A 20212-nucleotide genomic window follows, 5' to 3' on the forward strand; every position below is an offset into this window, starting at 1 on the left:
TTCATTGCAGTACCTGCAATTGATCTGCACTGTTTCTTCGGCAATCGTTTCACCGAAGTTCTCACCGACCAGCGACAATGGGTGTAGATCGCTCATTTTTTGAAAGGTGCATAAATGGATATCTTCGCCACTGGCGGACTCGTACTCCTCATCGGAATCGCGGTGGTCGTACTTGTCGTACTGCTGCTCGTTCTCCTCCTGATCGCACGGGCATGGTTCAAGGTGGCTCGGGCTGACGAAGCTCTTGTTGTCTCTGGCCGTTCGCAGAAAGACGCCACCGGCAAAGATTCGGCCGTTACTGTCATCGTCAATGGCAAGGCTCTGGTCAACCCGATCACGCAGCGCCACGAGACAATCTCTCTTCGTTCACGTCAGGTCTCGATGACTGCCGAGGCGCAGTCGGCAGACAACGTGACCCTTCAGGTTGAAGCTGTCGCGATCGTGAAGATTGGCTCAGACCCGATGCTGGTTCGTCGCGCGGCCGAGCGTTTCGCCTCACAGGACAAGGCCATCGAGCAGTTCACGACCGAGCAGCTCGAAGGTGCTCTTCGTGGTGTTGTAGCAACCCTTTCGGTTGTTGAGCTCATGCGTGAACGCAAGAAGTTCTCCGACCAGATCGCGACGGATGTTTCTACCGAGCTCTCGGAGCAGGGACTAATTCTTGACTCCTTCCAGATCAAGGGAATCGGCGACAAGGTTGGTTACATCCAGTCGCTCGGAACTCCGCAGATCGAGTCGAAGCGTCGTGAAGCTGAGTTGGCAACCGCGGACGCTAACCGCGAAATCTCCAAGCGCAACATCACTGTTGCCGAAGCAAACCTGATTGAGCAGACTGCGCTCGATAAGAACACTGCAGATTCCAAGGCCGAGGTTGGAAAGGCTAACGCTGAAGCCGAGCAGGCCGAAGCACTCGCTCGTGCCACGGCCGAGCAGGGTGTTCTTCAGCAGCGTGCCGAGAACCGTCAGGCAGAGCTCGACGCTGACGTGAAGCGTGTTGCCGACGCCAACCTCTACAAGGCTCAGAAGGATGCCGACTCCGACGCCTACCGTCTCGTCAAGGGTGCAGAAGCTCAGGCTCAGATCGCGGCCGTTGAGGCAGAAGCAGTGCGCGTTCGTGCCGCCGCCGATGCGGATGCCGTTCGCCTTTCCGGTGAAGCACGAGCAGCAAGCATTGAGGCGGAAGCTGCGGCTCTCGCCAAGCACCAAGATGCGCTCCTCGCGCAGCGTGCCCTCGAATCACTGCCGCTCGTCATGGAACAGTGGGCCAAAGGTTACGGCCAGATCGGTTCCGTCACTGTCATCGGTGGCAACGGCTCAAGCGCAGCAGACACCATCGGAAACGAGAGCGCCATCGCGCTGCGCAGTTCATTCGAGTCGATCAAGGCGGCAACTGGCCTCGACCTCGCGTCGATCATCCAGGGCCGCGCAGTCGGTCAGGCTGTCGGTGAAGGCGCTCGCGGCAGTGCCGGCGGCAGCGCAAACGACAGCTCAAGTGACACGGCACTCGCGGCAAAGCTCGCAGAAGTAGCACTCAACGAGACCGCTGCACCCTCTGCAGAGAGCAGCGATAGCTCGGAATAATCGCTAAACGGCGAAGGGCGGGCATCCACCAAGGATGTCCGCCCTTCAGCATGTTGTGGGGCTGGTGTTAGTTCTGGCGCTGGTACTAGTCGTCGTCGCTCACGAACTCTGAACCTTCTGGGTACACATCGAGCTGGGGCTTGCGAGCGAGGAAGATGATGCTCGCGATGAGGCCGCCCCACACGAGCACGGCGGCGACGATGAAGAATGTGATGGCGATGCCGCTCATTTCTTGAGCTCCTTCAGTGCTTGGGCGCTAGGCCATGGGGTGAAATCATCCGGATCGTGCTTCCAGCGCAGGGCGGTCATGGTGATGGAGCCGATGACAATCACGGCAATCGTTCCCCAGCCGGCGACGGCGAGATACCAGAGCGGGTAGCCCTCGTACCCCTCGGTGGCGAGCACGATGATTCGCTGGATGAGCATGTAGAGGAGCACGACCGGGGCAAGAACTCCGACGAGAAGTTGCCAGACGCGGCCGACCTTGAACGTGGAGACTGCGCTGAGGTGCGCCGCAAGCTCTGGCCCCTTACGGAACACCCAAATCACCAGAATGGTGGCCGCTATCGCGGCGCCAACGATGCCAACGTTGTTTGCCCACTGGTCGACAGTGTCAAGGGTGATAACGCCGGTTGTCGTCGAGAACAGCAGCACCGAAACTATGCCCAGCGCTGATCCGACCCGGAGTGAAGCTTGGCGGGCGGTAATCCCGAACTTGTCTTGGAAGGCGGAGGACACCACCTGAAGCACCGACAACAGCGAGGTGAAACCGGCCATCACAAGCGAACCAAAGAAGAGGATGCCGAAGAGCGGCCCGCCAGGCATTTGCGAGACAATCGCCGGGAAGGTGACGAAGGACAGGCTCACTCCGGTGATTCCTTCTAGCTCATCAACGCCAACCCCCTGCTGGAACGCGAAGTAGCCGAGCGTCGCAAACACTCCGATGCCCGCGATGATCTCGAACGACGAGTTGGCGAACGCCACCACAAGCGCGGGCGCCGTGACGTTTGCTTTGCGACTGCGGTACGAGGAGTAGGTGATCATGATGCCGAAGGCGATCGACAGCGAGAAGAAGATTTGGCTGTACGCCGCGATCCAGACGCCCGGGTCGCTCAGAGCGGAGAAGTCTGGAGTGAAGAGAGCATCCAAACCGGTCATCGCGCCGTCGAGGAACAGGGCGCGAACGACGAGGATCAGGAAGGCCACTACAAGCAACGGCAAGAAGATCACGTTGGCGCGCTGAACGCCCTTGGCAATACCCGAGCCGAGCACGGCAAGAACCGCTATCCACACGAGCACGAGGGGGATGAGCACGGCGGGCACGAATTGCGAGCTGAAGCCGGGATCTGACGTCTGCAGGAACTCGCCGAAGAAGAATGCTTGAGTGTCATCACCCCAGCGCAGGTCGAAGCTGAACGTAAAGTAGCTGGCCGCCCACGCGACAACCGCCGCGTAGTAGACGGCGATGACGATGCAGATCCACACTTGGAACCAGCCAAGCGACTCAAGCCACTTGCCGGCCTTGCCTCCGAGACGACGAAACGCGGTCGGCGAAGAACCGCGAAAGCGGTGCCCGATCGCATAGTCGAGGAACAGAATCGGGATGCCGGCGGTGACGAGCGCGATCAGGTACGGAATCAGGAATGCCCCACCCCCGTTCTCGTAGGCAACACCCGGAAAGCGCCATATGTTGCCGAGACCGACGGCGGAGCCGACAGCCGAGAGAATGAAACCCCACTGGCCCGACCACTGCTCACGTGGTCGCGAGGCGACCGATCCGTGTTCTCCCGATTTTTGCTGCACCGACACAGTTGCTCCTCTGCGTAATGACCACCCGAATGGCCGTCGCTGGGGCCGTCCCGAAATTGCGGCCCGCTACCCCCGAAGAGGGTGTTCTCACGTTAACACTCGGGGCCGCCCGATTGCGACATGTGAGGACTGAGGGGGCCAGCGTTAGAGCGGATTCGTGAGGTCGGCGAACGGCAGTTGCTGGGCGAGGATGTTTTCTGCTGCGCGGTGACCGGAGTGGAGGGCCGCGGTGACGGTGGCTGGATCATCCGTCCAGGTTGCTTCGCCAGCGAAGTGCAGCACGCCATCGACGGGAGTAGCCAAGAGGTCGTGGTCTTCGGGGGCTGAGCCCGGTTTCATGTAGGCGTAGGAACCACGGGAGTATGGCTCATCCTGCCAGTGAGTAACGAGCACGTGGGTGGGAGTTTCGACTTGTTCGCCGTAAAGGCCGCGCAGCGCATCCAACACTGATTCGGCGATCTGGTCATCGCTCCACTCGCGCGTTTCAATCGCGCTGGGGCCTGCCGCAAAAGTGAGAAGTGCCGGGATGCCGTGCAGCTCAGTGAGGTCGTACCAAGAGTGCCACCACTCTCCAGCTTCGCCCTGCTGGCGGATGACGTAGACGTCGTCGTCCCAGAACTTGGTCGGAAAACGCATGAACACCTTCTCGAAGTTGTTCATCTCAAAGCCGTTGATGGCGGTGGCAAGCCAGTCGGGCAGTGCGGGGTCGAAGAAAAGATCGCCAGCCTGCAACACTCCGATGGGCACGGTGATGACGACCTGGGTGGCACTGAAGGTGCCGCGGGGCGTGGTGACGGCGGCCCCGTCGCCCGACCACTCGACTTGCGTGACGACATGCTCAAGTCGCACATCGAGCCCGGCCGCGAGGTTCGCCGCAAGCTGGTCGAAGCCATCAGGAAAGACAACCTCGTCACCCTCCACGGTGTCGTCATCGAGCCCGTGCGCATCAAGCAGCGCGGCGTGCACCCCGTACTGCTCTTCGGAACGGTGCAGCAGAAATTCCCGCACTCGGTCGGCCCGTTCAGCGGGCCAGTCGAGGGTTGACAGGGTCGCGTCGACGGCATCCTGATACGAACTTCCAAGAACAGATGCCCCGACTGTTGCCGCGAGGTGCTGGTCGAACAACCGAACATCGTCGGCAAAGGCGGAGGCGGAGGCATCGCTCAGGCGCTCGCCGGTGGGCGAGAAGTACGCGATGGGGCGGCTATCGGGCTGGTAGCTGCCAACAGTGAATTCGGCTGTTCGCAAGCCGAACCCGCGTACGACATCCGTCAGTGGATTGTTGTCGATGCCGTGAATCCAGGATGCCCCACGGTCGCTGATGAGCCCGTCGGAGCGTTCTGTCCACGTGCGGCCACCCACACGATCGCGGGCTTCGAGCACGACAACACTCTGCCCGGCCTGCACGAGAAAGCGCGCGGCGGTGAGCCCAGAAACGCCGGCGCCAATGACGATCGTGTCGAAGTGTGTCATGGCGTCAGAGTAGCAACGCCTTCTCTCCGGTCGCGTTGCGGCGCACGCGAGAAAGAATGGAAACTTTTAAGTCGCGGCGACAATCTGGCAAAACTACGGCTGGACGTACTTTCTTATCAGGCGTCCCCAACATAGGATCAGAAGATGGGCACGGTCACGAATGCAGGGCGGCGGAAGCGCATCCGAATATCGCTGGCCGCTGCCCTCGTCACCTCCGTTGTTGCCCTGCTCGGGGCATGCACCAGCACACCGGATGCCGCCGCAACCGTAGACCCCGACGACCAGCGCCCCGTCGTACTCACGACCTTCACCGTGCTCGCCGATATGGCCCAGAATGTGGCCGGCGACCACCTTCGGGTGGAATCCATCACCAAGGTGGGTGCCGAGATTCACGGCTACCAGCCAACCCCCGGCGATATCGCCAAGGCGGCCGACGCTGACCTCATTCTCGACAATGGTCTCAACCTTGAGGCGTGGTTTTCGCAATTCGTCGATGGTCTTGATGTTCCTCATGTTGTGGTGTCTGAGGGTGTTGAGACGATCAGCATTGCGGAAGATGCCTATGAGGGGTTGCCGAATCCGCACGCCTGGATGAGCCCGCTGAACGCCCAGATCTATGTCGACAATATGGCGGAAGCGTTCGCCGAGCTTGATCCAGAGAATGCTGCCGATTATGCCTCAAACGCCGACAGCTACAAGATCGCGCTGCAAGCTGTGAATGACGAACTCACCACCGAACTGGCGACACTCGCTCCCAACCAACGCGCGCTCATCACCTGCGAAGGCGCCTTCTCCTACCTGGCCCGGGATGCCGGCCTCAGCGAGCATTACCTGTGGGCGGTCAACGCCGAACAGCAGTCCACTCCGCGACAGGTCGCCGCCGTCATCGATTTCGTTCGCGACAACGACGTGCCCGCCGTGTTCTGCGAATCGACCGTGTCTGATCGCACCATGCAACAAGTAGTCGAAGCGAGCGACGCCGTCTTCGGCGGCACCCTCTACGTGGATTCGCTGTCGGCGGCCGATGGACCCGTTCCGACCTACCTTGAGCTGTTGAGGCACGACGCGAAACTCGTGATTGACGGGCTGACAGGAGCCGGATCGTGACGCGAGCAGAGCAGACACCCGAAACCGCCGTGGGTGGGGGAGCCGCGGCATCCGCGCGGTCAAACGCCCCCGCAATTAGTGTGCAGAACGTCACGGTGCACTACGGCGATGTGCTGGCCCTCGACGACGTGAGCATTGAGGTCGCCGCCGGCCAAGTGTGCGGCTTGATCGGCATGAACGGTTCGGGTAAGTCGACCCTGTTCAAGACGATTACGGGTATGGTGCGGCCCGACCGTGGCACGGTCACGCTGGGTGGTCGTGCACCGGTGGTCGCCCGCAAGGCTGGTGCTGTCGGCTATGTTCCGCAGAGCGAAGAAGTGGATTGGGCGTTCCCGATTTCGGTGCGGGATGTCGTGATGATGGGTCGCTACGGCCACATGGGTGTCACTCGCAGGCCCCAGCCTGCCGATCGCGCGGCCGTGGATAATGCTCTCGCCAGGGTCGGACTAACGGACCTCGCTGACCGCCAAATCGGGCAGCTCTCGGGTGGTCAAAAGAAGCGCACGTTCGTGGCTCGCGGAATTGCTCAGGAAGCGAGCATCCTGCTCTTGGATGAGCCATTCGCCGGCGTCGACAAGCGTTCAGAGACCACCATCACGGCAGTGTTGCGTGAGCTCGCCCGCGACGGGGCAACAGTGTTGGTGTCCACTCACGACTTGAATTCGCTGCCCCAACTTGCTGACGAAGCGATCCTGCTGATGCGCAGTGTGCTGCTACATTCCACTCCCGCGGAGGTGCTGAAGCCCACCAACCTCGCGCGCGCTTTTGGCCTCGATGTTCACGCGCCGGAGGAGAACGAATGAGCCCCCTCGACTTTCTCCTCGAACCGCTGAGCTATGACTTCATGCAGCGGGCCATGGCCACGAGCGTCATTGCCGCCATCGTGTGTGCCGTGTTGTCATGCTGGCTCGTGCTCGTCGGCTGGTCACTCATGGGGGATGCGGTTTCGCACTCGGTGCTGCCCGGCGTGGTTCTCGCCTATGTGGTCGGGGCGCCATTCGCGCTCGGTGCTCTCATCTTCGGCTTCCTCGCCGTCGGACTCATCGGTGCGGTGCGCAATACCAGCAGGATCAAAGAGGATGCCGCGATCGGCATTGTCTTCACAACCCTCTTTGCGCTCGGGCTCGTTCTCATTTCGGTGATTCCCTCGCAGACCGATCTCAACCACATCATCTTCGGAAACCTGCTCGGGGTTTCCTCTGCAGACCTCCTTCAAGTGGTGATCCTCGGCGTCGTGACGTTCAGCATCCTGATCATCAAACGTCGCGACTTCACTCTCTACGCTTTCGACGCTACCCACGCCCACGCTATTGGCCTCAACCCCAAGGTTCTCGGAGCCGCCCTGCTCGGCTTGCTCGCGCTCACCTCAGTCGTCGCCCTGCAGGCGGTCGGGGTCGTGCTCGTCGTGGCATTGCTCATCATCCCCGGCGCGACCGCCTACCTGCTCACCGACCGCTTCTCGCGCATGCTCGTGATCGCCCCGGCGCTGTCGTCGCTCGCGGCAATCCTCGGGCTCTATCTCAGCTACTACCTCGACACGGCATCCGGCGGAATGATCGTGCTCGTTCAGGGCTGCGTCTTTGCGCTGGTGTATCTCTTCAGCCCGAAGCAGGGTCTCATTGGAAAGCAGATCGGTGCGAGCAGGCGGCGACGGATGCTCGCCGCGCGGTAGTTGCCGGATCCGAATAGTAGGTTAGGCTTACCTAATCAATTCCAAGGAAGTCGGATGACCAGTACACGTGACGCTAAACGCGGGGGACACCCCCGGACGGATGGCGCCGACCCGGCCTCCCCTCACTGAGCCTGCAGATGATCACGACCACAAGGACTGGGATAGCTGCATTGACTCTCCCTCAGGGAGAAACCCACAATGTTGCATTGGTTACGGACGACGGCGAACTAACCTACGGCGACATTCGCGAACGAATTAGCGCCCGGCGGGATGAGCTGGGCTCCACACGGCGACTAGTAATGATCGAAGCCGCGATGGCGGTAGAGCCGGTTGTCACCTACCTCGCGTCGCTCGAAGCGGGGCATCCGGTGATGCTGGTCGAACCAGCTAGCCCAGCAAACGGTGATGCGACTCATTCACGAATCGACTCCCTAGTAGAACGATTCGATCCGGATGTGTTCGCCGTGTCCGAAGCAGATAGCTGGATGCTTCATGAAACGCGAACCGGCACGCGGCATGAGCTTCACCCTGACCTAGCAATGCTGGCAACGACATCCGGATCGACGGGGTCACCTAAAGTGGTGCGTCTCTCGCGCGGAAATCTTCTGTCGAACGCCTCAGCAATTTCTCAGTACCTCGAACTTGACGTTGCAGACCGTGCCATGACGACGCTGCCACTGCATTACTGTTACGGCCTGTCAGTACTCAACAGCCACCTCTTTGCTGGGGCATCAGTGCGCCTGAGCCCACGATCTGTCCTGGACCCAGAATTGTGGAACGAGTTTGAGGAGGCACGGGCAACGTCATTTGCTGGGGTCCCGCATACCTTCGAGCTACTGGAAAAGACCGACTTTGCGACGCGCGATCTCTCATCCTTGCGTTACATCACCCAAGCTGGAGGAAGGCTCGATCCAGAACGGGCTCGACGATTCATCCAACTAGGTCGCCATCGTGGCTTCGACTTCATCTCGATGTACGGACAGACTGAAGCGACAGCTCGCATGGCTTACACTCCCAGTGAACTCGCCGAAACTGCGGTCGGAACCATCGGCATTCCCATCCCCGGAGGCCAGTTTCGACTCGATGCCTCGCCCGGTTCTGAAGTTGGAGAACTCGTGTACCGCGGCCCCAACGTCATGATGGGTTACGGAGAGCAGCCATCAGATCTCGCGCTCGGCACCACCGTGCGCGAGCTATTCACGGGAGATCTGGCCCGACAGCGCGCTGACGGACTTTACGAAATAGTGGGACGCAGTAACCGCCTCACCAAGATATTCGGATTGCGAATCGATCTCGAGCACGTCGAGCAACTCTTCGAAAGCACCGGAATGATCGTGAGAGCAGTCAGCTCCGACGATAACCTCATCCTTTTTGTCACCGCGGAGCGCCAAGTCAGGCCGGCAGCAGAATACGCATCGTCACAGTGGGGCCTGCCCGCTCACGCGGTTAAGGTTCACTCAATCGCAGAATTTCCGCGGACATCGAGCGGCAAAGTCGATACGGTTGCGCTTCTGCGCTATGCCAACGATCGCGGCGCCGAGGACCACAGCGCCGACTTAGACACTGTCACGAAGGATGCAGTGACTGCGGAGACCCTGAGGGCACGAGTCGCGCATCTGCTGGGTGCGCCTCACGCTGTCTTCAGCGACTCCTTCGCCGGGTTGGGAGGGGATTCTCTGAGTTATGTCGAGGTCTCACTTCACCTCGAAGAACTTTTAGGAGTGCTCCCTCGCGCGTGGCCGGCGATGTCAATGACCGAGCTCGCAACCTACGCGGTGAGGAATCAGCCGCGCCTACCAATCGACCCCAACTCACTCTCAGGAAGCGATGAAACGGAGTCGATTCCGCGCCGAGCTCGCGCTCGCCGCACGCTCAGGTGGTTCACGCAACGATCGCCCCGCATCGAAGTGCCCATCGTGCTCAGGGCGCTGGCGATTCTTCTCATCGTCGCAACCCACGCCGACCTCGTATTCATTCAGGGTGGGGCACATCTACTCCTAGTTGTCGCCGGCTACAACCTTGCACGCTTTCAGCTAGCGAACCGATCGAATCGACGCCGGACCCGGGCGATGCTGGCCGGTGTTGCCTCCGTGGCAATTCCCGCGATTACGTGGATCGGACTCGTCGCGGTGGTGGCCGGAACCTACGCGACAACAACCGTTTTCCTCGCTAATAGCTTCGCTGGCAGCGCGCACTGGACACCTCAATGGCACTACTGGTTTCTGGAGGCGATGCTGTGGACAATGCTGGCCATCGTGGCTCTGCTCGCCATACCGGCTGTGAGCGAGTGGGAGCGCCGCTGGCCCTTTACCTTTGCGCTCGGGGTGCTGGCGATAACGCTCGTAGTGCGCACCATTGCGTTGGGCGGGGTTCAGGCAGAGGGCACGGAGAAGTATGCGGTCACAACAGTTGCCTGGCTTATCGCCCTCGGCTGGGTGATCGCACGCATTGCATCCACAACACAGCGCCTCATTGTTTCGGTATTGGCTGTCGTCTGCGTCGTAGGATTTTTCGGCGAGCCGCTACGAGAAGCAATCGTCATCTGCGGTGTGCTGGTGCTGTTGTGGATTAGTTCCGTACCCATACCGCGTTGGCTCGTTGGCGTGGTGTCTACGCTGGCCAGCGCATCATTCTTTATCTATCTCATTCATTGGCAGATCTATCCTGGGATCGAAACGCACTCGCCGCTATTGGCGACAGTGGCCTCGTTGATCGCCGGAGTGGCGGCGTGGGCGATCTACTCGTTCGCTCTGAGTCGCGGCCGCACCGTTCTCTCGAAACTCGCTTCGGCTAATTCCCGAACTCAGTGAGGTGGTGCTCGGCCGCGCTGGCCGGATACAACACTGCTCCGCCATCCACTTTCAAACCCACCACGGCTCCGAGAACTAGGGACTGGGTTTGGTGTGACGGAACGGCGAGCGAGATCGTCGTGGGATGTTGCCCCAATGTACGCACCGAAAGCAGCGCGGTCGGCCCGATGTGTCGTACCCCTTCAACTGAAGCACTGCACTCGGAAAGGTCGGTGGTTAACGAGACTTGGGCGGGACGGACCATGGCTGTCACCCATTCGGCTCCGCGACTATGGTCGTGCCGCACGCGTATTCTGCCCAGCGCAGAGTCAACCTCATTCTCAACTCGCACTGCGGGCATCAGCACAACCGATCCCATCAGTGCGGCGATTTCGATCGAAGTCGGCGAATCGAATACGGTCTCTGGCGTGCCCGACTGACTCAGCGATCCATTAATCATCACCGCAATACCATCACCGAACGAGAGTGCCTCTTCTCGATCGTGGGTGACAAGCACTGTGGTCGTTCCGCTGCGCTCAAGTGCGCTAATCACCGCGGCCCGGGTTTGTTCACGCAACCCAGTATCGAGTGCGCTGAAAGGTTCATCGAGCAGCACGACTGCTGGTCCCGGTGCAAGGGCGCGGGCAAGCGCGACTCGTTGCTGCTGGCCCCCCGAAAGCTGATGAGGATATCGCGTGGCGAGAGCGGGATCGAGAGAGGCAAGCTTCATGACCTCGACAACACGTTGCGTTCTGCCGGAGCGGGGCAACCCAAATCCGATGTTTGCGGCAACGGAAAGGTGGGGAAAGAGGGCACCATCTTGAGCGACATAGCCGATTCCGCGTCGGTGTGCGGGCACGCTACGTTCTGGGGTCGCGAGCATTCGACTGCCCAAAGAGATTTCACCGCTATCAGGCTCAATGAAACCCGCAATTAGGCGAAGAAGAGTGGTTTTTCCGCATCCGGAGGGCCCCACGATGGCGGTACGGGAACCCTGAGCAACGTCGAGCGAAATATCGCTTAAGACAGGCGTTGTGCCGAACGATCTGCCGACACCGCTAATGTGCAATTTCACCGTGCTCTACCCCTCGTCTGGGCAAAGAGTAAAGCCACAGCGGGAATCGAGAGTAGCACCAGAGTTATCGCGTAGGGTGCTGCGCCCGGATAGTCGACCGAAGAAGCGGCCGACCAAAACTGGGTTGCGAGAGTTCGAGTTCCGGTCGGGGCTAAGAGAAGTGTGGCGGTCAGCTCATTCGCGGCTCCGAGAGCCACGAGCGCGCCCGCCGCCGCGATTGCTGGAACGAGCAACGGAAGCGTGACCCGAAGCCGGGCGACGAGGGGCGGTGTTCCCAGCGCCCGGGCGGCTTCTTCCAATGATTCAGGCACCTGCGCGAGACCGGCGCGCAATGTAACCAGTGCTCGCGGGAGAAAAATAATGACGTAGGCCGCTACTACCGTCGCGGGTGTCTGATAAAGCCCTGGTGCAACGGTGAGCGTGACGGTCACCAGAGCGAGTGCGACGATTATTGCGGGCAGGCTGCTAGCGATCGAATAACCACCTTCGAGAAATCTGCTCAATCGCGACGGATGCCGAGTTGCGAGCCAGGCAACCGGAAGCGCGACCAGGATCGCCCCGATTGCCCCGCCGAAGGAAAGTAGCGCTGTGTCAGTCAATGCGCGCCAAAGCCCATCGAGCATCTCGGGTGTCATGGCGAGCGACCATCGAATAACGCTAACCATCGGCACAATCGTTGCTAACGTTCCGAGCGCCACGATGGCAAGAATCGCGAACGGGGTAAGCCTGCCAAGTTTGACGAGTTGGGCCGGCCGCGCACTGCTCGCTCCGACATAAGCGTAGCGAGCACGTCCTCGTGCTGTAGCTTCTATCGCCAGCACAATTATGCTCAACAGTGCCAGCACAATACCGAGCGAGGCCGCAGACGGTCCAGCGAATGTCGATTGGTAAGCGACCACGATTGCGGTGGTGAAAGTATCGAATCGGATGAACGCGAACGCGCCGTATTCGGCAAGAAAGTGGAGAGCGACGATGAGGCCCCCGCCGAGAATGGCGAGCCGCAGCTGCGGAACAACGACTCTGAGAAGAATCGCTCCCTCTTTCAATCCGAGTGAACGTGCGCTCTCTTCCAAGCTCGGGTTGAGACCGCGCAGGGTGGCAAGTGCCGGGAGGTACACGAGCGGATAGTACGCGAGCGTAGCCACGAGGAGCCCTCCGCCTAGACCTTGGATGGAAGGAACGACGCTAGCCCAGCCGTAGCTGCTGACGAAGGCGGGGATGGCCAGCGGTGCAACAGAGAGGATGGCGAAGAAGCGCCGGCCCGGCAGATTGGTGCGTTCAACCAGCCAGGCACTCCCGACTCCGAGCACAATGGTGAGGGGAACCCCGAGGACGAGGATCAGCACAGTATTGCTCAACAGCTCGCCCACTCGGGGGCGCAGGAGCAGTGCCGCAAGCTCGTCGGTGCCGATCCTGGCTGTCGCCTCGATGACGTAGCCGACAGGAACTAGCATCCCGATGGCGAGAACCACCACAATCACGAGCAATGCCCGGGAGGGTGGTGGGGTCATCGTGGTCGTTAGTCGCTGCATGCGCGCCACTTTCGCCACATTCGGAATCTTCAGAGGAGCCCTGCTTGCATCATGAGGTCGAGAACCTCGGGACCGTTGAGGGTTGACGGGTCGATGATGGGTGCATCAAGAGAATCGAGGCTGGGTAGCGGCGCTTTTGCGGGAACGTCGCTGCCAACCGGGTATTCGAAGCTGTAGCCTTCGCCAAGAATTGTTTGCCCCGAAACGCCGGCGATAAACTTCAGAAATTGCTGGGCGTTGTCGGCATTCTTGCTCGATTTGAGCACGCCACCACCGGAGATGCTGACAAAGGCCCCAGGGTCCTCATTGCCGAAGTAGTGAAGCTTGGTGTTGCCACTGTTTTCTCCTCCGGAGTCAGAATCACGGAACCAGTAGTAGTGGTAGATGATGCCGCCGGCGATCTCGCCAGCGTTGACCGCTTTCATCGTGACTATGTTGTTGCGGAAGGTCGTCGCGTTTGCTTTCATCCCGGAGAGCCATGCGGCCGTCGCATCAGGGCCTTCGGTTTCCAGAATCGCGGAAACGATTGCCTGAAAATCTGCGCCAGAGGGGGCCCCGCCCCAGTTTCCTTTCCAGCTCGGATCTTGCAGATCCAAGATCGAAGTGGGGAGGTCAGACTCTGCGAGAAGCTCGGGGTTGTAGACGAAGACAGCCGAGCGCGCCGCGATCCCCGTCCACAGTCCGCTAGCTGGCCGGTACCGCTCCGGAACCAGATCGAGCGTTGCAGGGTCTACGGGTGCAAGCAGGTCAGCATTTTCGACCAAAGACATGGCGGGGGAGTTTTCGGTGAGAAACACATCGGCGCGCGAAGCATCACCTTCGGCAACAAGCTGATTGCCAAGTTCACTGTCACCGCCGTGGCGAAGCACCACGTCGATTCCCGTTTGAGCGGTGAACTCTTTCACCCATTCTTCGGTGAGCTGTTCGTGCTGGGCGTTGTACACAACCAGTGCGTCTTCGCTGGCGTCCTGAACCCCGGACTCGTCACCGGTGCCGCTGGTGCTCGTGCATCCACTCAGTAGCAGGCTCGCGGCGGCAAGTGTCGCGGTGATGGTCAGGAATTTTCTCAAAACTGGAGCCTTTCAGGAGTGCAAGATTAGATAAGGCTATCCTAAGTAATCCTGATTGTTGTAGCCCGCTGAGCATCTTGGCAGGGGAGCGCAAGCGTGCTGAACGCTAGCTCGTGGCGGTGCTTGGCGTCATGGTTCCGCCGGAGACGTAGAGTGCGTCGGCAGCAGTGCGACCCAAGCTGATTGCGTTATCGGACCCACCAACTGTGACGTCGAGGGCGTCGGAATACGGCGCGCCCGCACGGACCGCAAGGGTGGCGGCAAAGACGATGCCGCGTTCTTCAAAGAATTTCAACAGCTCGGGGTCATCATCGGAGATGCGCTCGACTACCACGGTGCTACCGGGGGCGATGCGGCTCAACTGCACGGCATCCGGAATCGTCACGGTGCCATCAGCGCTCGGGATGGGGTCGCCGTGCGGGTCGCGGGTCGGGTGCTCAAGAAATTCGTCGATGCGCTCAACCATGAAATCCGAGACTGCATGCTCGAGGTTTTCGGCCTCATCGTGAACCTGATCCCAGCCGTAGCCGAGCACGCTCACCAGAAAAGATTCGATCAGACGGTGGCGGCGAACCATGGCCACTGCGTGAGCACGGCCGACATCGGTGAGCGCGATGGAACCGTAACGAGCATGGTCAAGGAAGCCCTGATCGGTGAGGCGACGTACGGCATCCGAGACGCTCGAGAGAGTTAGGCCGGTCTTTTCGGCGATCACCGTGGCGGTGACGGGGACGTCGGACCACTCCGAAAGACCCCACACAGCCTTCAAGTAGTTCTGGGTACTGACCGAGAGCTCCGTGACCGACATGCGCCAAGTCTAGAGCCGAAGATTCAACTACGGCTAGACGTAGTTAACGACGCTTGCCCCCGCCCGGAGAACAGGGGGCGGGGGCAAGCGGGTCGAGAAAGTTAGTTGAACATTCCGTCGAGACCAAGGTCACCGGTGATGTCACCGATGAGGTCGTCGGTGTCGATAACACCATCGAGGATGTCGTCAACGTTTGCACCGTCAGTAACGTCGGTCACTACGTCGGTTGCATTGTCGACAACGTCGGTCACCTGAGTGGCGTTGTCCACGACGTCAGAGACGTTGGTGCCGTTGGCGATGTCGCTCACGTTGGCGGAATCGCTAACGTTTCCCACTGCGGTGTCGTTGCCCGAAGCAACAGGAGCGTTCACTTCGTTGCCTGACGCGATAGCGTTTCCGTTGAGAAGGTCACCGTTGAGGATGCCGCCGCCGAGAATGTCGCCACCGAGGACGTCGCTGCGCAGAAGGTCAACGTCGCCAACCTGAGGCGCGATCAGCACCGGAATGTCAGTGCTGCTGGAAGATGAGTAGGAGTAGCCTTTCGTCGAGGAGTCGCTGTCGCCGGTTGCTGCCATGGCGGGAGCTGCGGCTCCAACTGCGATCAGTGCTACTGCTGTAGCGGTTGCGCCGATCGTGGTCTTCTTCGTGAATGCGTTCATTTCTGAACTCCTTCTTACGTTGTTGGTCTCCGTGGAGGCCCTGCGTCTCGAGGCTTTCCCGAGCCGCAATGAGTACTCCGGAGCGCGCCTGTAACCGGTTTGGGGGTCATTTCGAAAAAGTTCGAAAGTGGCCAATTTGGGGTGCAGATTGGGTCGGTTGTGTCGTCTAGATCCGCATGATTCCGGGGGAGTTTCACTAGCTGGCAGTCAACTGAGCGGAGTCTGACGAAACGCCTAGTGGTGAATGCAGTGCTGCATCCGCGTGCCTAGTCGGAGGCGGCGGCAGCCTTCACTGCGGTGTAAGCCTCGAGGGCCTCGCGGCGGGTTTCGGCGAGGTCGACGATCGGTTCGGGATAGGCGTCGGTGCCGAGTTCGGGAATCCAGCACGAAACGTATTCGCCCGTGGGGTCGAACTTTTTCTGCTGCAAGACCGGATTGAAGACGCGGAAGTAGGGGGCGGCATCCGCACCGGATCCGGCAACCCACTGCCAGTTGGCGGGGTTGCTGGCCTCGTCGGCGTCAACGAGGGTGTCCCAAAACCACTGTTCGCCAGCTCGCCAATCGATGAGCAAATTCTTGATGAGGAAGCTCGCGACGACCATGCGCACGCGATTGTGCATCGTGCCGGTATTCCAGAGTTCGCGCATCCCGGCATCGACGAGGGGGATGCCGGTGCGGCCGCGGCGCCACGCTTCGACCTCGCTTATGCCTGCCGGTGCGTCGACGCCGCCGATCTCGTCGACGGTGTAGCCCCAGGGGAAGGCGTTGTAGGCGGGACGGTAGTTGTCGGTCGCGAGGCGCGGGTTGTCGAAAAGCAGCGCAGTCGAGAATTCACGCCAGCCGATTTCGCTGAGGAATTTGGCGACGTTCTTGCGGGCGGCGGTGGACACGTCGGCGGAGCCGTTGCCGGAGTTGCTGCCGTCGCCTCGCAGCCGGTGCCAGATCTGGGTGGGGCTGATCTCCCCGAACCGCAGGTGTGGGCTGAGTCCGCTCGTTGCGTCGACGGCAGGCTCATCGCGCCGGTGGTAGTCGGCGAGGCGTTCGGCAACGAAGTTCTCGAGCCGATCGAGCGCGCCCGCCTCACCGGGAGTCCACGTCTCGCGCAGTCCCTCGGCCCAGTCAGGGCGCGTGGGCAGAAGGTTCCAGTCGGCGAGGTCGTCGCTCACGGGAGAGGCGGCTGGCCAACTCAGCTCGGCCTTCGTTGGCGCCGGCAGTGCATCCCGCACCGGACTATCTTGCGCCGCACGCCAATACGGGGTGAAGACCTTGTACGGCTCGCCCTGCCCATTGCGGATGTGCCACGGCTCGTTCAGTAGATTGCCCTGATGACTTTCGACCGTGAGGCCCTGTTCGCGCAAACTTGTTTTGAGGCCCGCGTCAATATCGCGGGCTGCCGTGTAGCGGCGGTTCCAGTGCACCGCGGCGGCGCCGAGCTCGTCCACGAGCGTCGGCAGCACCTGCGCGGCCGGGCCGTGACGCAGCGTCAGTTGGCCGCCCAGATTCTGCAGGGCGGCATCCAGAGCAGTGAGGCTGTGATGCAGCCACCACTTGCTTGCCGAGCCTAGCGGGCGGATGCCGTCGCCGGTTTCGTCATGAATGTAAACAACAACAAGCGGTCGGCCTTCGCTCGCGGCCGCCGTTAGCGCAGGGTTGTCGGCTAGTCGCAGGTCGTTGCGCAGCCACACGATGGAGGGCTGATTCTGGTTTCCGCTCACGCCTCAACTCTAGGGTCGGCGGCTGACTATTTAGCTGAGCAGGTGAAAGTGCTCGCATTGCCACTGCTGGGTGTTCTGGGCTTGGTTGTTGCGGGTGTCTGCCCACGGCGGGTACACGCGAAAGCCGCGTTTGCCGCCATGCCCGTCGACTGAGACGATGCCGCGGGCGATCAGCACGCTGAGGGAAAAGACGAAGGCGCCGAAGCCGCTGCTGTCGCGGCTGACCACGACAAGTTGCTGGGTGCCATCGTTGCTGCGAAATGGTTGAGTAGTGCCATCAGTGTGTCGGCGCCAGACGGCTACGAAGAGCCCGGGTTTGGTGGGGGTGAGTTTCGCGACCCGGTATCGGGTGTGGGCGGGGCTCGTGGTGAATGCACCGTACACGCCGTTGTCGGGTTCAGCCACGAGTTGTGTGCTGTCGGGCAAGAGGTTGCCGAGTGAGCGAATAGCGTGCGCGATGTCGGGATGCAGCGGAACAGTAGTCACGGTCATCCGTTCGGTTCAGGTGTCGTGTCAGCCTATGTCGCAGTGCGTGCGATTGCTTTCGGTACGGGCTGGCGGAGCATCGTGTTCTGGGCAATACTCAGGGAATGACTTCCCGTGCCGACGGCACCTTGAATGAGCACCATCAAGTATTCGGTGTATTGCTCTTTGTCTTTGCCGGCTGCGGATTCATGGCGCTCTGCGTGCTGGCGGGTACCGCGACGATTATGGCGAGCCAGGTTGCTGCTGTCGTTCCCGTTGTGTGGGATAGCCAGGCGCTTATCGTGGCTGGTGTCGCGTGGTGGACGGGGCTCGCGGCGGCGTTGGCGGGGCTCGCGATCTGGATCATCCGGTCGAAGACGAGAAGACCACTATTGCCGTGGGCGATTGTTGACTGTGCCCTGATGGCTGTTCTCGTGGTGGTGGTGTTGCTTTTCGGCTTTTAGCGGTGCCCGTCACATCAGATGGTTGGCGCCTGCGGGGCGGTGTTGCTGGGGGCGTAGACTCGCGCAAAACAGTCGTCGATGTCGATGGCGGTGTTTCGAGTGAGGGGTTGCCGCACGATGACAAGATCTGGTCTGCGACAGGAGTCGGTCGATTTCGGTGATGTGATTGAGCGTGTGGAGAATATTTTCTCCTCCCTGCTTCTTGCTCTCCCCAATGTAATTATCGGCATTGTGGTGTTCCTCATTTTTTGGGCGCTGTCGTGGGTGGTAGCCAAGCTCGTGGGGCTGGCTATACTGCGGGCTGGTCGGCCGCGCGGACTTCAGATGGTGCTGAGCCGGCTTACGGCTTGGAGCATTCTCTCGTTTGGACTGCTTGTCGCGCTCACGGTGATCTTTCCCACCATCACCCCGGCGTCATTGTTCGGAGCTCTGGGCGTTGGCGGTGTGGTGATTGGGTTCGCGTTCCGCGACATTTTTCAGAACCTGCTTGCCGGCATCCTGATTCTGTTTACTCGGCCATTTCGCATCGGCGACCAGATCGTTTCGGAGAAACATGAGGGCGAGGTTGTGGACATTTTGGTGCGTGCAACGCTGCTGCGCACCTATGACAATCGGGTGGTGGTGATTCCGAATAGTGAGCTCTACACGAAACGGGTTGTCGTCAATACGGCGTATGAGACTCGCCGGCTCAGCGTTGAGGTGGGGATTGGCTATGACGAAAGCATTGCGGATGCTCGTGCCGCCATCCTTGAGGCGATTGCGACTTTGTCGGGCATCGTCACGGACCCGGCACCGGAGGTTCTCGTGAATCTGCTCGGCGATTTCAGTGTTGTCCTTGAGGTTCGCTTCTGGATCAGCCCACCGGATCGTCGCGAAGCAGTTGAGGCGCAAGATCAGGTTCTTGAGGCGATCAAACGGGCGCTAACTGCGGCCGACATTGAGATGCCGTTCCCCGTTCAGAAGATCATGATTGATCCGGGGGAGACCCACACCGAGGGCGGCCGCTAGAAGCAAGCGCCGTGCGGCTCTTGGTCTATTGCGGGATTGTTGGAGCGCGCAGGGGAACTCGTTTTAAATAGTTCGAGGGCCGGTTTCAGAGGCATGAAACCGACCCTCTCCCTTTGCACCAAGAGTGTCCTGCAATCACATTCCGCAGTAGCTGCCACAGCAAACAACTTCTGCTCTATGAATGTATAACGGAAAGATAACGCTGTCTAGTTACCGTTCCGTTATTTTTGGAAATTCTCCAGAAAAGTCTGTCTACCCCTAGGTTTTTGGCGGAAGTTGGTCGAACTATCTTTCTGCACTGACAACACGAGTCCGCAGATTGTGCGCTCATCAATAGCTTCAGTCAGGTGGTATTCGTCGGTGCTATCTCGTGCCGAGCGTCGTACGCTGACACCACTGACATGTAGGGGACTTGAGATGGGTTTCACGATTCGACCGCTGAATGCGTCCACGTGGGATGCCTTCGCTTCACTCGTTGAGTTCAATAACGGAATCTTTGGCGGATGCTGGTGTTTGGGTTTCCATGCGTAGGGTGCCGATAAATTTGCCGCACCGGCGGAGCGCTGCGAACGCAAACGTGAACGCGTGTTGGCAGGCACAGCGCATGCTTCTCTAGTGTTCGATGGCGACGATTGTCTGGGTTGGGCACAGTTCGGCACCCCGGATGAGGTACCGCGCATCAAGAGTCGCGCTGCGTATGAGCGTGAGCTCACCACGCCACCGGATTGGCGAATCGCGTGCTGTTACGTCGGCAAGGGGCACCGCCGTGAGGGCGTTGCCGCGGCGGCATTGGCTGGGGCGCTTGATCTGATCGCCGAGCTGGGAGGAGGTCGAGTTGAGGGCTATCCGGAGGATGCCGCCGCAGTGCCCGCCGGTTTCCTGTACAACGGAGCGCTCTCCACCTATGAGTCCCTAGGCTTCGTAAAAGATCGCATGATCGGAAAACATCGGTGGGTTGTCGCAAGGGAAGCTTAAGGCTGGCGTG

General features: G+C 60.4%; 18 protein-coding genes. 8 read left to right on the forward strand and 10 right to left on the reverse strand.

Annotated elements, in window-relative coordinates:
• Positions 1-114 precede the first annotated feature (114 nt).
• Positions 115-1581: an SPFH domain-containing protein gene (locus AC1ENN_RS01825; protein ID WP_480406548.1), complete on the forward strand. Its 1467-nt coding sequence runs from the start codon at positions 115-117 to the stop codon at positions 1579-1581.
• Positions 1582-1666: 85 nt separating this feature from the next.
• On the opposite strand, the gene AC1ENN_RS01830 is transcribed toward AC1ENN_RS01825, so the two are convergent.
• The 3 genes from AC1ENN_RS01830 to AC1ENN_RS01840 all read right to left on the reverse strand — a co-directional run bounded on the left by AC1ENN_RS01830 (position 1667) and on the right by AC1ENN_RS01840 (position 4863).
• On the reverse strand, positions 1667-1810 hold the full coding sequence (locus AC1ENN_RS01830; RefSeq protein WP_449648498.1) for a MetS family NSS transporter small subunit: 144 nt from the start codon (positions 1808-1810) through the stop codon (positions 1667-1669).
• The gene (locus AC1ENN_RS01835; protein WP_480406549.1) at positions 1807-3390 is read right to left on the reverse strand and encodes a sodium-dependent transporter; all 1584 of its coding nucleotides are present in this window, start codon (positions 3388-3390) and stop codon (positions 1807-1809) included. The genes AC1ENN_RS01830 and AC1ENN_RS01835 overlap by 4 nt, the downstream gene beginning before the upstream one ends.
• Before the next feature lie 144 nt (positions 3391-3534).
• The gene (locus tag AC1ENN_RS01840) at positions 3535-4863 is read right to left on the reverse strand and encodes a flavin monoamine oxidase family protein (protein ID WP_449648496.1); all 1329 of its coding nucleotides are present in this window, start codon (positions 4861-4863) and stop codon (positions 3535-3537) included.
• A gap of 144 nt (positions 4864-5007) precedes the next feature.
• Here AC1ENN_RS01840 and AC1ENN_RS01845 point away from each other — a divergent pair, with 144 nt between their 5' ends.
• From AC1ENN_RS01845 to AC1ENN_RS01860, 4 genes are all read left to right on the forward strand, one after another.
• Positions 5008-5970 (forward strand): metal ABC transporter substrate-binding protein, encoded by a 963-nt coding sequence (locus tag AC1ENN_RS01845; protein WP_449648495.1) that lies wholly within the window; start codon positions 5008-5010, stop codon positions 5968-5970.
• A 74-nt stretch (positions 5971-6044) separates the two neighbouring features.
• Positions 6045-6773: a metal ABC transporter ATP-binding protein gene (locus tag AC1ENN_RS01850; protein ID WP_480406921.1), complete on the forward strand. Its 729-nt coding sequence runs from the start codon at positions 6045-6047 to the stop codon at positions 6771-6773.
• Positions 6770-7642: a metal ABC transporter permease gene (locus AC1ENN_RS01855; protein ID WP_480406550.1), complete on the forward strand. Its 873-nt coding sequence runs from the start codon at positions 6770-6772 to the stop codon at positions 7640-7642. The genes AC1ENN_RS01850 and AC1ENN_RS01855 overlap by 4 nt, the downstream gene beginning before the upstream one ends.
• A gap of 170 nt (positions 7643-7812) precedes the next feature.
• The gene (locus AC1ENN_RS01860; RefSeq protein WP_480406551.1) at positions 7813-10452 is read left to right on the forward strand and encodes an AMP-binding protein; all 2640 of its coding nucleotides are present in this window, start codon (positions 7813-7815) and stop codon (positions 10450-10452) included.
• Here AC1ENN_RS01860 and AC1ENN_RS01865 read toward each other — a convergent pair.
• The 7 genes from AC1ENN_RS01865 to AC1ENN_RS01895 form a co-directional block, all read right to left on the reverse strand.
• Complete coding sequence (locus tag AC1ENN_RS01865; protein WP_480406552.1) at positions 10433-11506, reverse strand: ABC transporter ATP-binding protein; 1074 nt, start codon at positions 11504-11506, stop codon at positions 10433-10435. The two genes, AC1ENN_RS01860 and AC1ENN_RS01865, sit on opposite strands and share 20 nt — an antisense overlap.
• Entirely contained in the window at positions 11503-13038 is a 1536-nt protein-coding gene (locus AC1ENN_RS01870; RefSeq protein ID WP_449648491.1) for an ABC transporter permease, read from the reverse strand. Before AC1ENN_RS01870 ends, AC1ENN_RS01865 begins: the two co-directional genes overlap by 4 nt.
• A gap of 29 nt (positions 13039-13067) precedes the next feature.
• On the reverse strand, positions 13068-14108 hold the full coding sequence (locus tag AC1ENN_RS01875; protein ID WP_449648490.1) for an iron ABC transporter substrate-binding protein: 1041 nt from the start codon (positions 14106-14108) through the stop codon (positions 13068-13070).
• Between the two features lie 106 nt (positions 14109-14214).
• Entirely contained in the window at positions 14215-14916 is a 702-nt protein-coding gene (locus tag AC1ENN_RS01880) for a metal-dependent transcriptional regulator (RefSeq protein ID WP_449648489.1), read from the reverse strand.
• 101 nt (positions 14917-15017) lie between these two features.
• Positions 15018-15575, reverse strand: coding sequence for a hypothetical protein (locus AC1ENN_RS01885; RefSeq protein ID WP_449648488.1), 558 nt, complete (start codon positions 15573-15575; stop codon positions 15018-15020).
• Positions 15576-15841: 266 nt separating this feature from the next.
• Complete coding sequence (locus tag AC1ENN_RS01890; protein ID WP_449648487.1) at positions 15842-17290, reverse strand: cryptochrome/photolyase family protein; 1449 nt, start codon at positions 17288-17290, stop codon at positions 15842-15844.
• A gap of 30 nt (positions 17291-17320) precedes the next feature.
• Positions 17321-17782: a MepB family protein gene (locus AC1ENN_RS01895; protein ID WP_480406553.1), complete on the reverse strand. Its 462-nt coding sequence runs from the start codon at positions 17780-17782 to the stop codon at positions 17321-17323.
• A 98-nt stretch (positions 17783-17880) separates the two neighbouring features.
• Between AC1ENN_RS01895 and AC1ENN_RS01900 the strand changes: the two genes are divergently transcribed.
• The 3 genes from AC1ENN_RS01900 to AC1ENN_RS01910 all read left to right on the forward strand — a co-directional run bounded on the left by AC1ENN_RS01900 (position 17881) and on the right by AC1ENN_RS01910 (position 20202).
• Complete coding sequence (locus AC1ENN_RS01900; protein WP_480406554.1) at positions 17881-18219, forward strand: hypothetical protein; 339 nt, start codon at positions 17881-17883, stop codon at positions 18217-18219.
• A gap of 117 nt (positions 18220-18336) precedes the next feature.
• The gene (locus AC1ENN_RS01905) at positions 18337-19227 is read left to right on the forward strand and encodes a mechanosensitive ion channel family protein (protein WP_480406555.1); all 891 of its coding nucleotides are present in this window, start codon (positions 18337-18339) and stop codon (positions 19225-19227) included.
• A gap of 585 nt (positions 19228-19812) precedes the next feature.
• Positions 19813-20202, forward strand: a complete 390-nt coding sequence (locus AC1ENN_RS01910; RefSeq protein ID WP_480406556.1) for a GNAT family N-acetyltransferase — start codon at positions 19813-19815, stop codon at positions 20200-20202.
• The last annotated feature ends 10 nt before the right edge of the window (positions 20203-20212 follow it).

The organism is Rhodoglobus sp. G.S.23, from assembly GCF_056675935.1.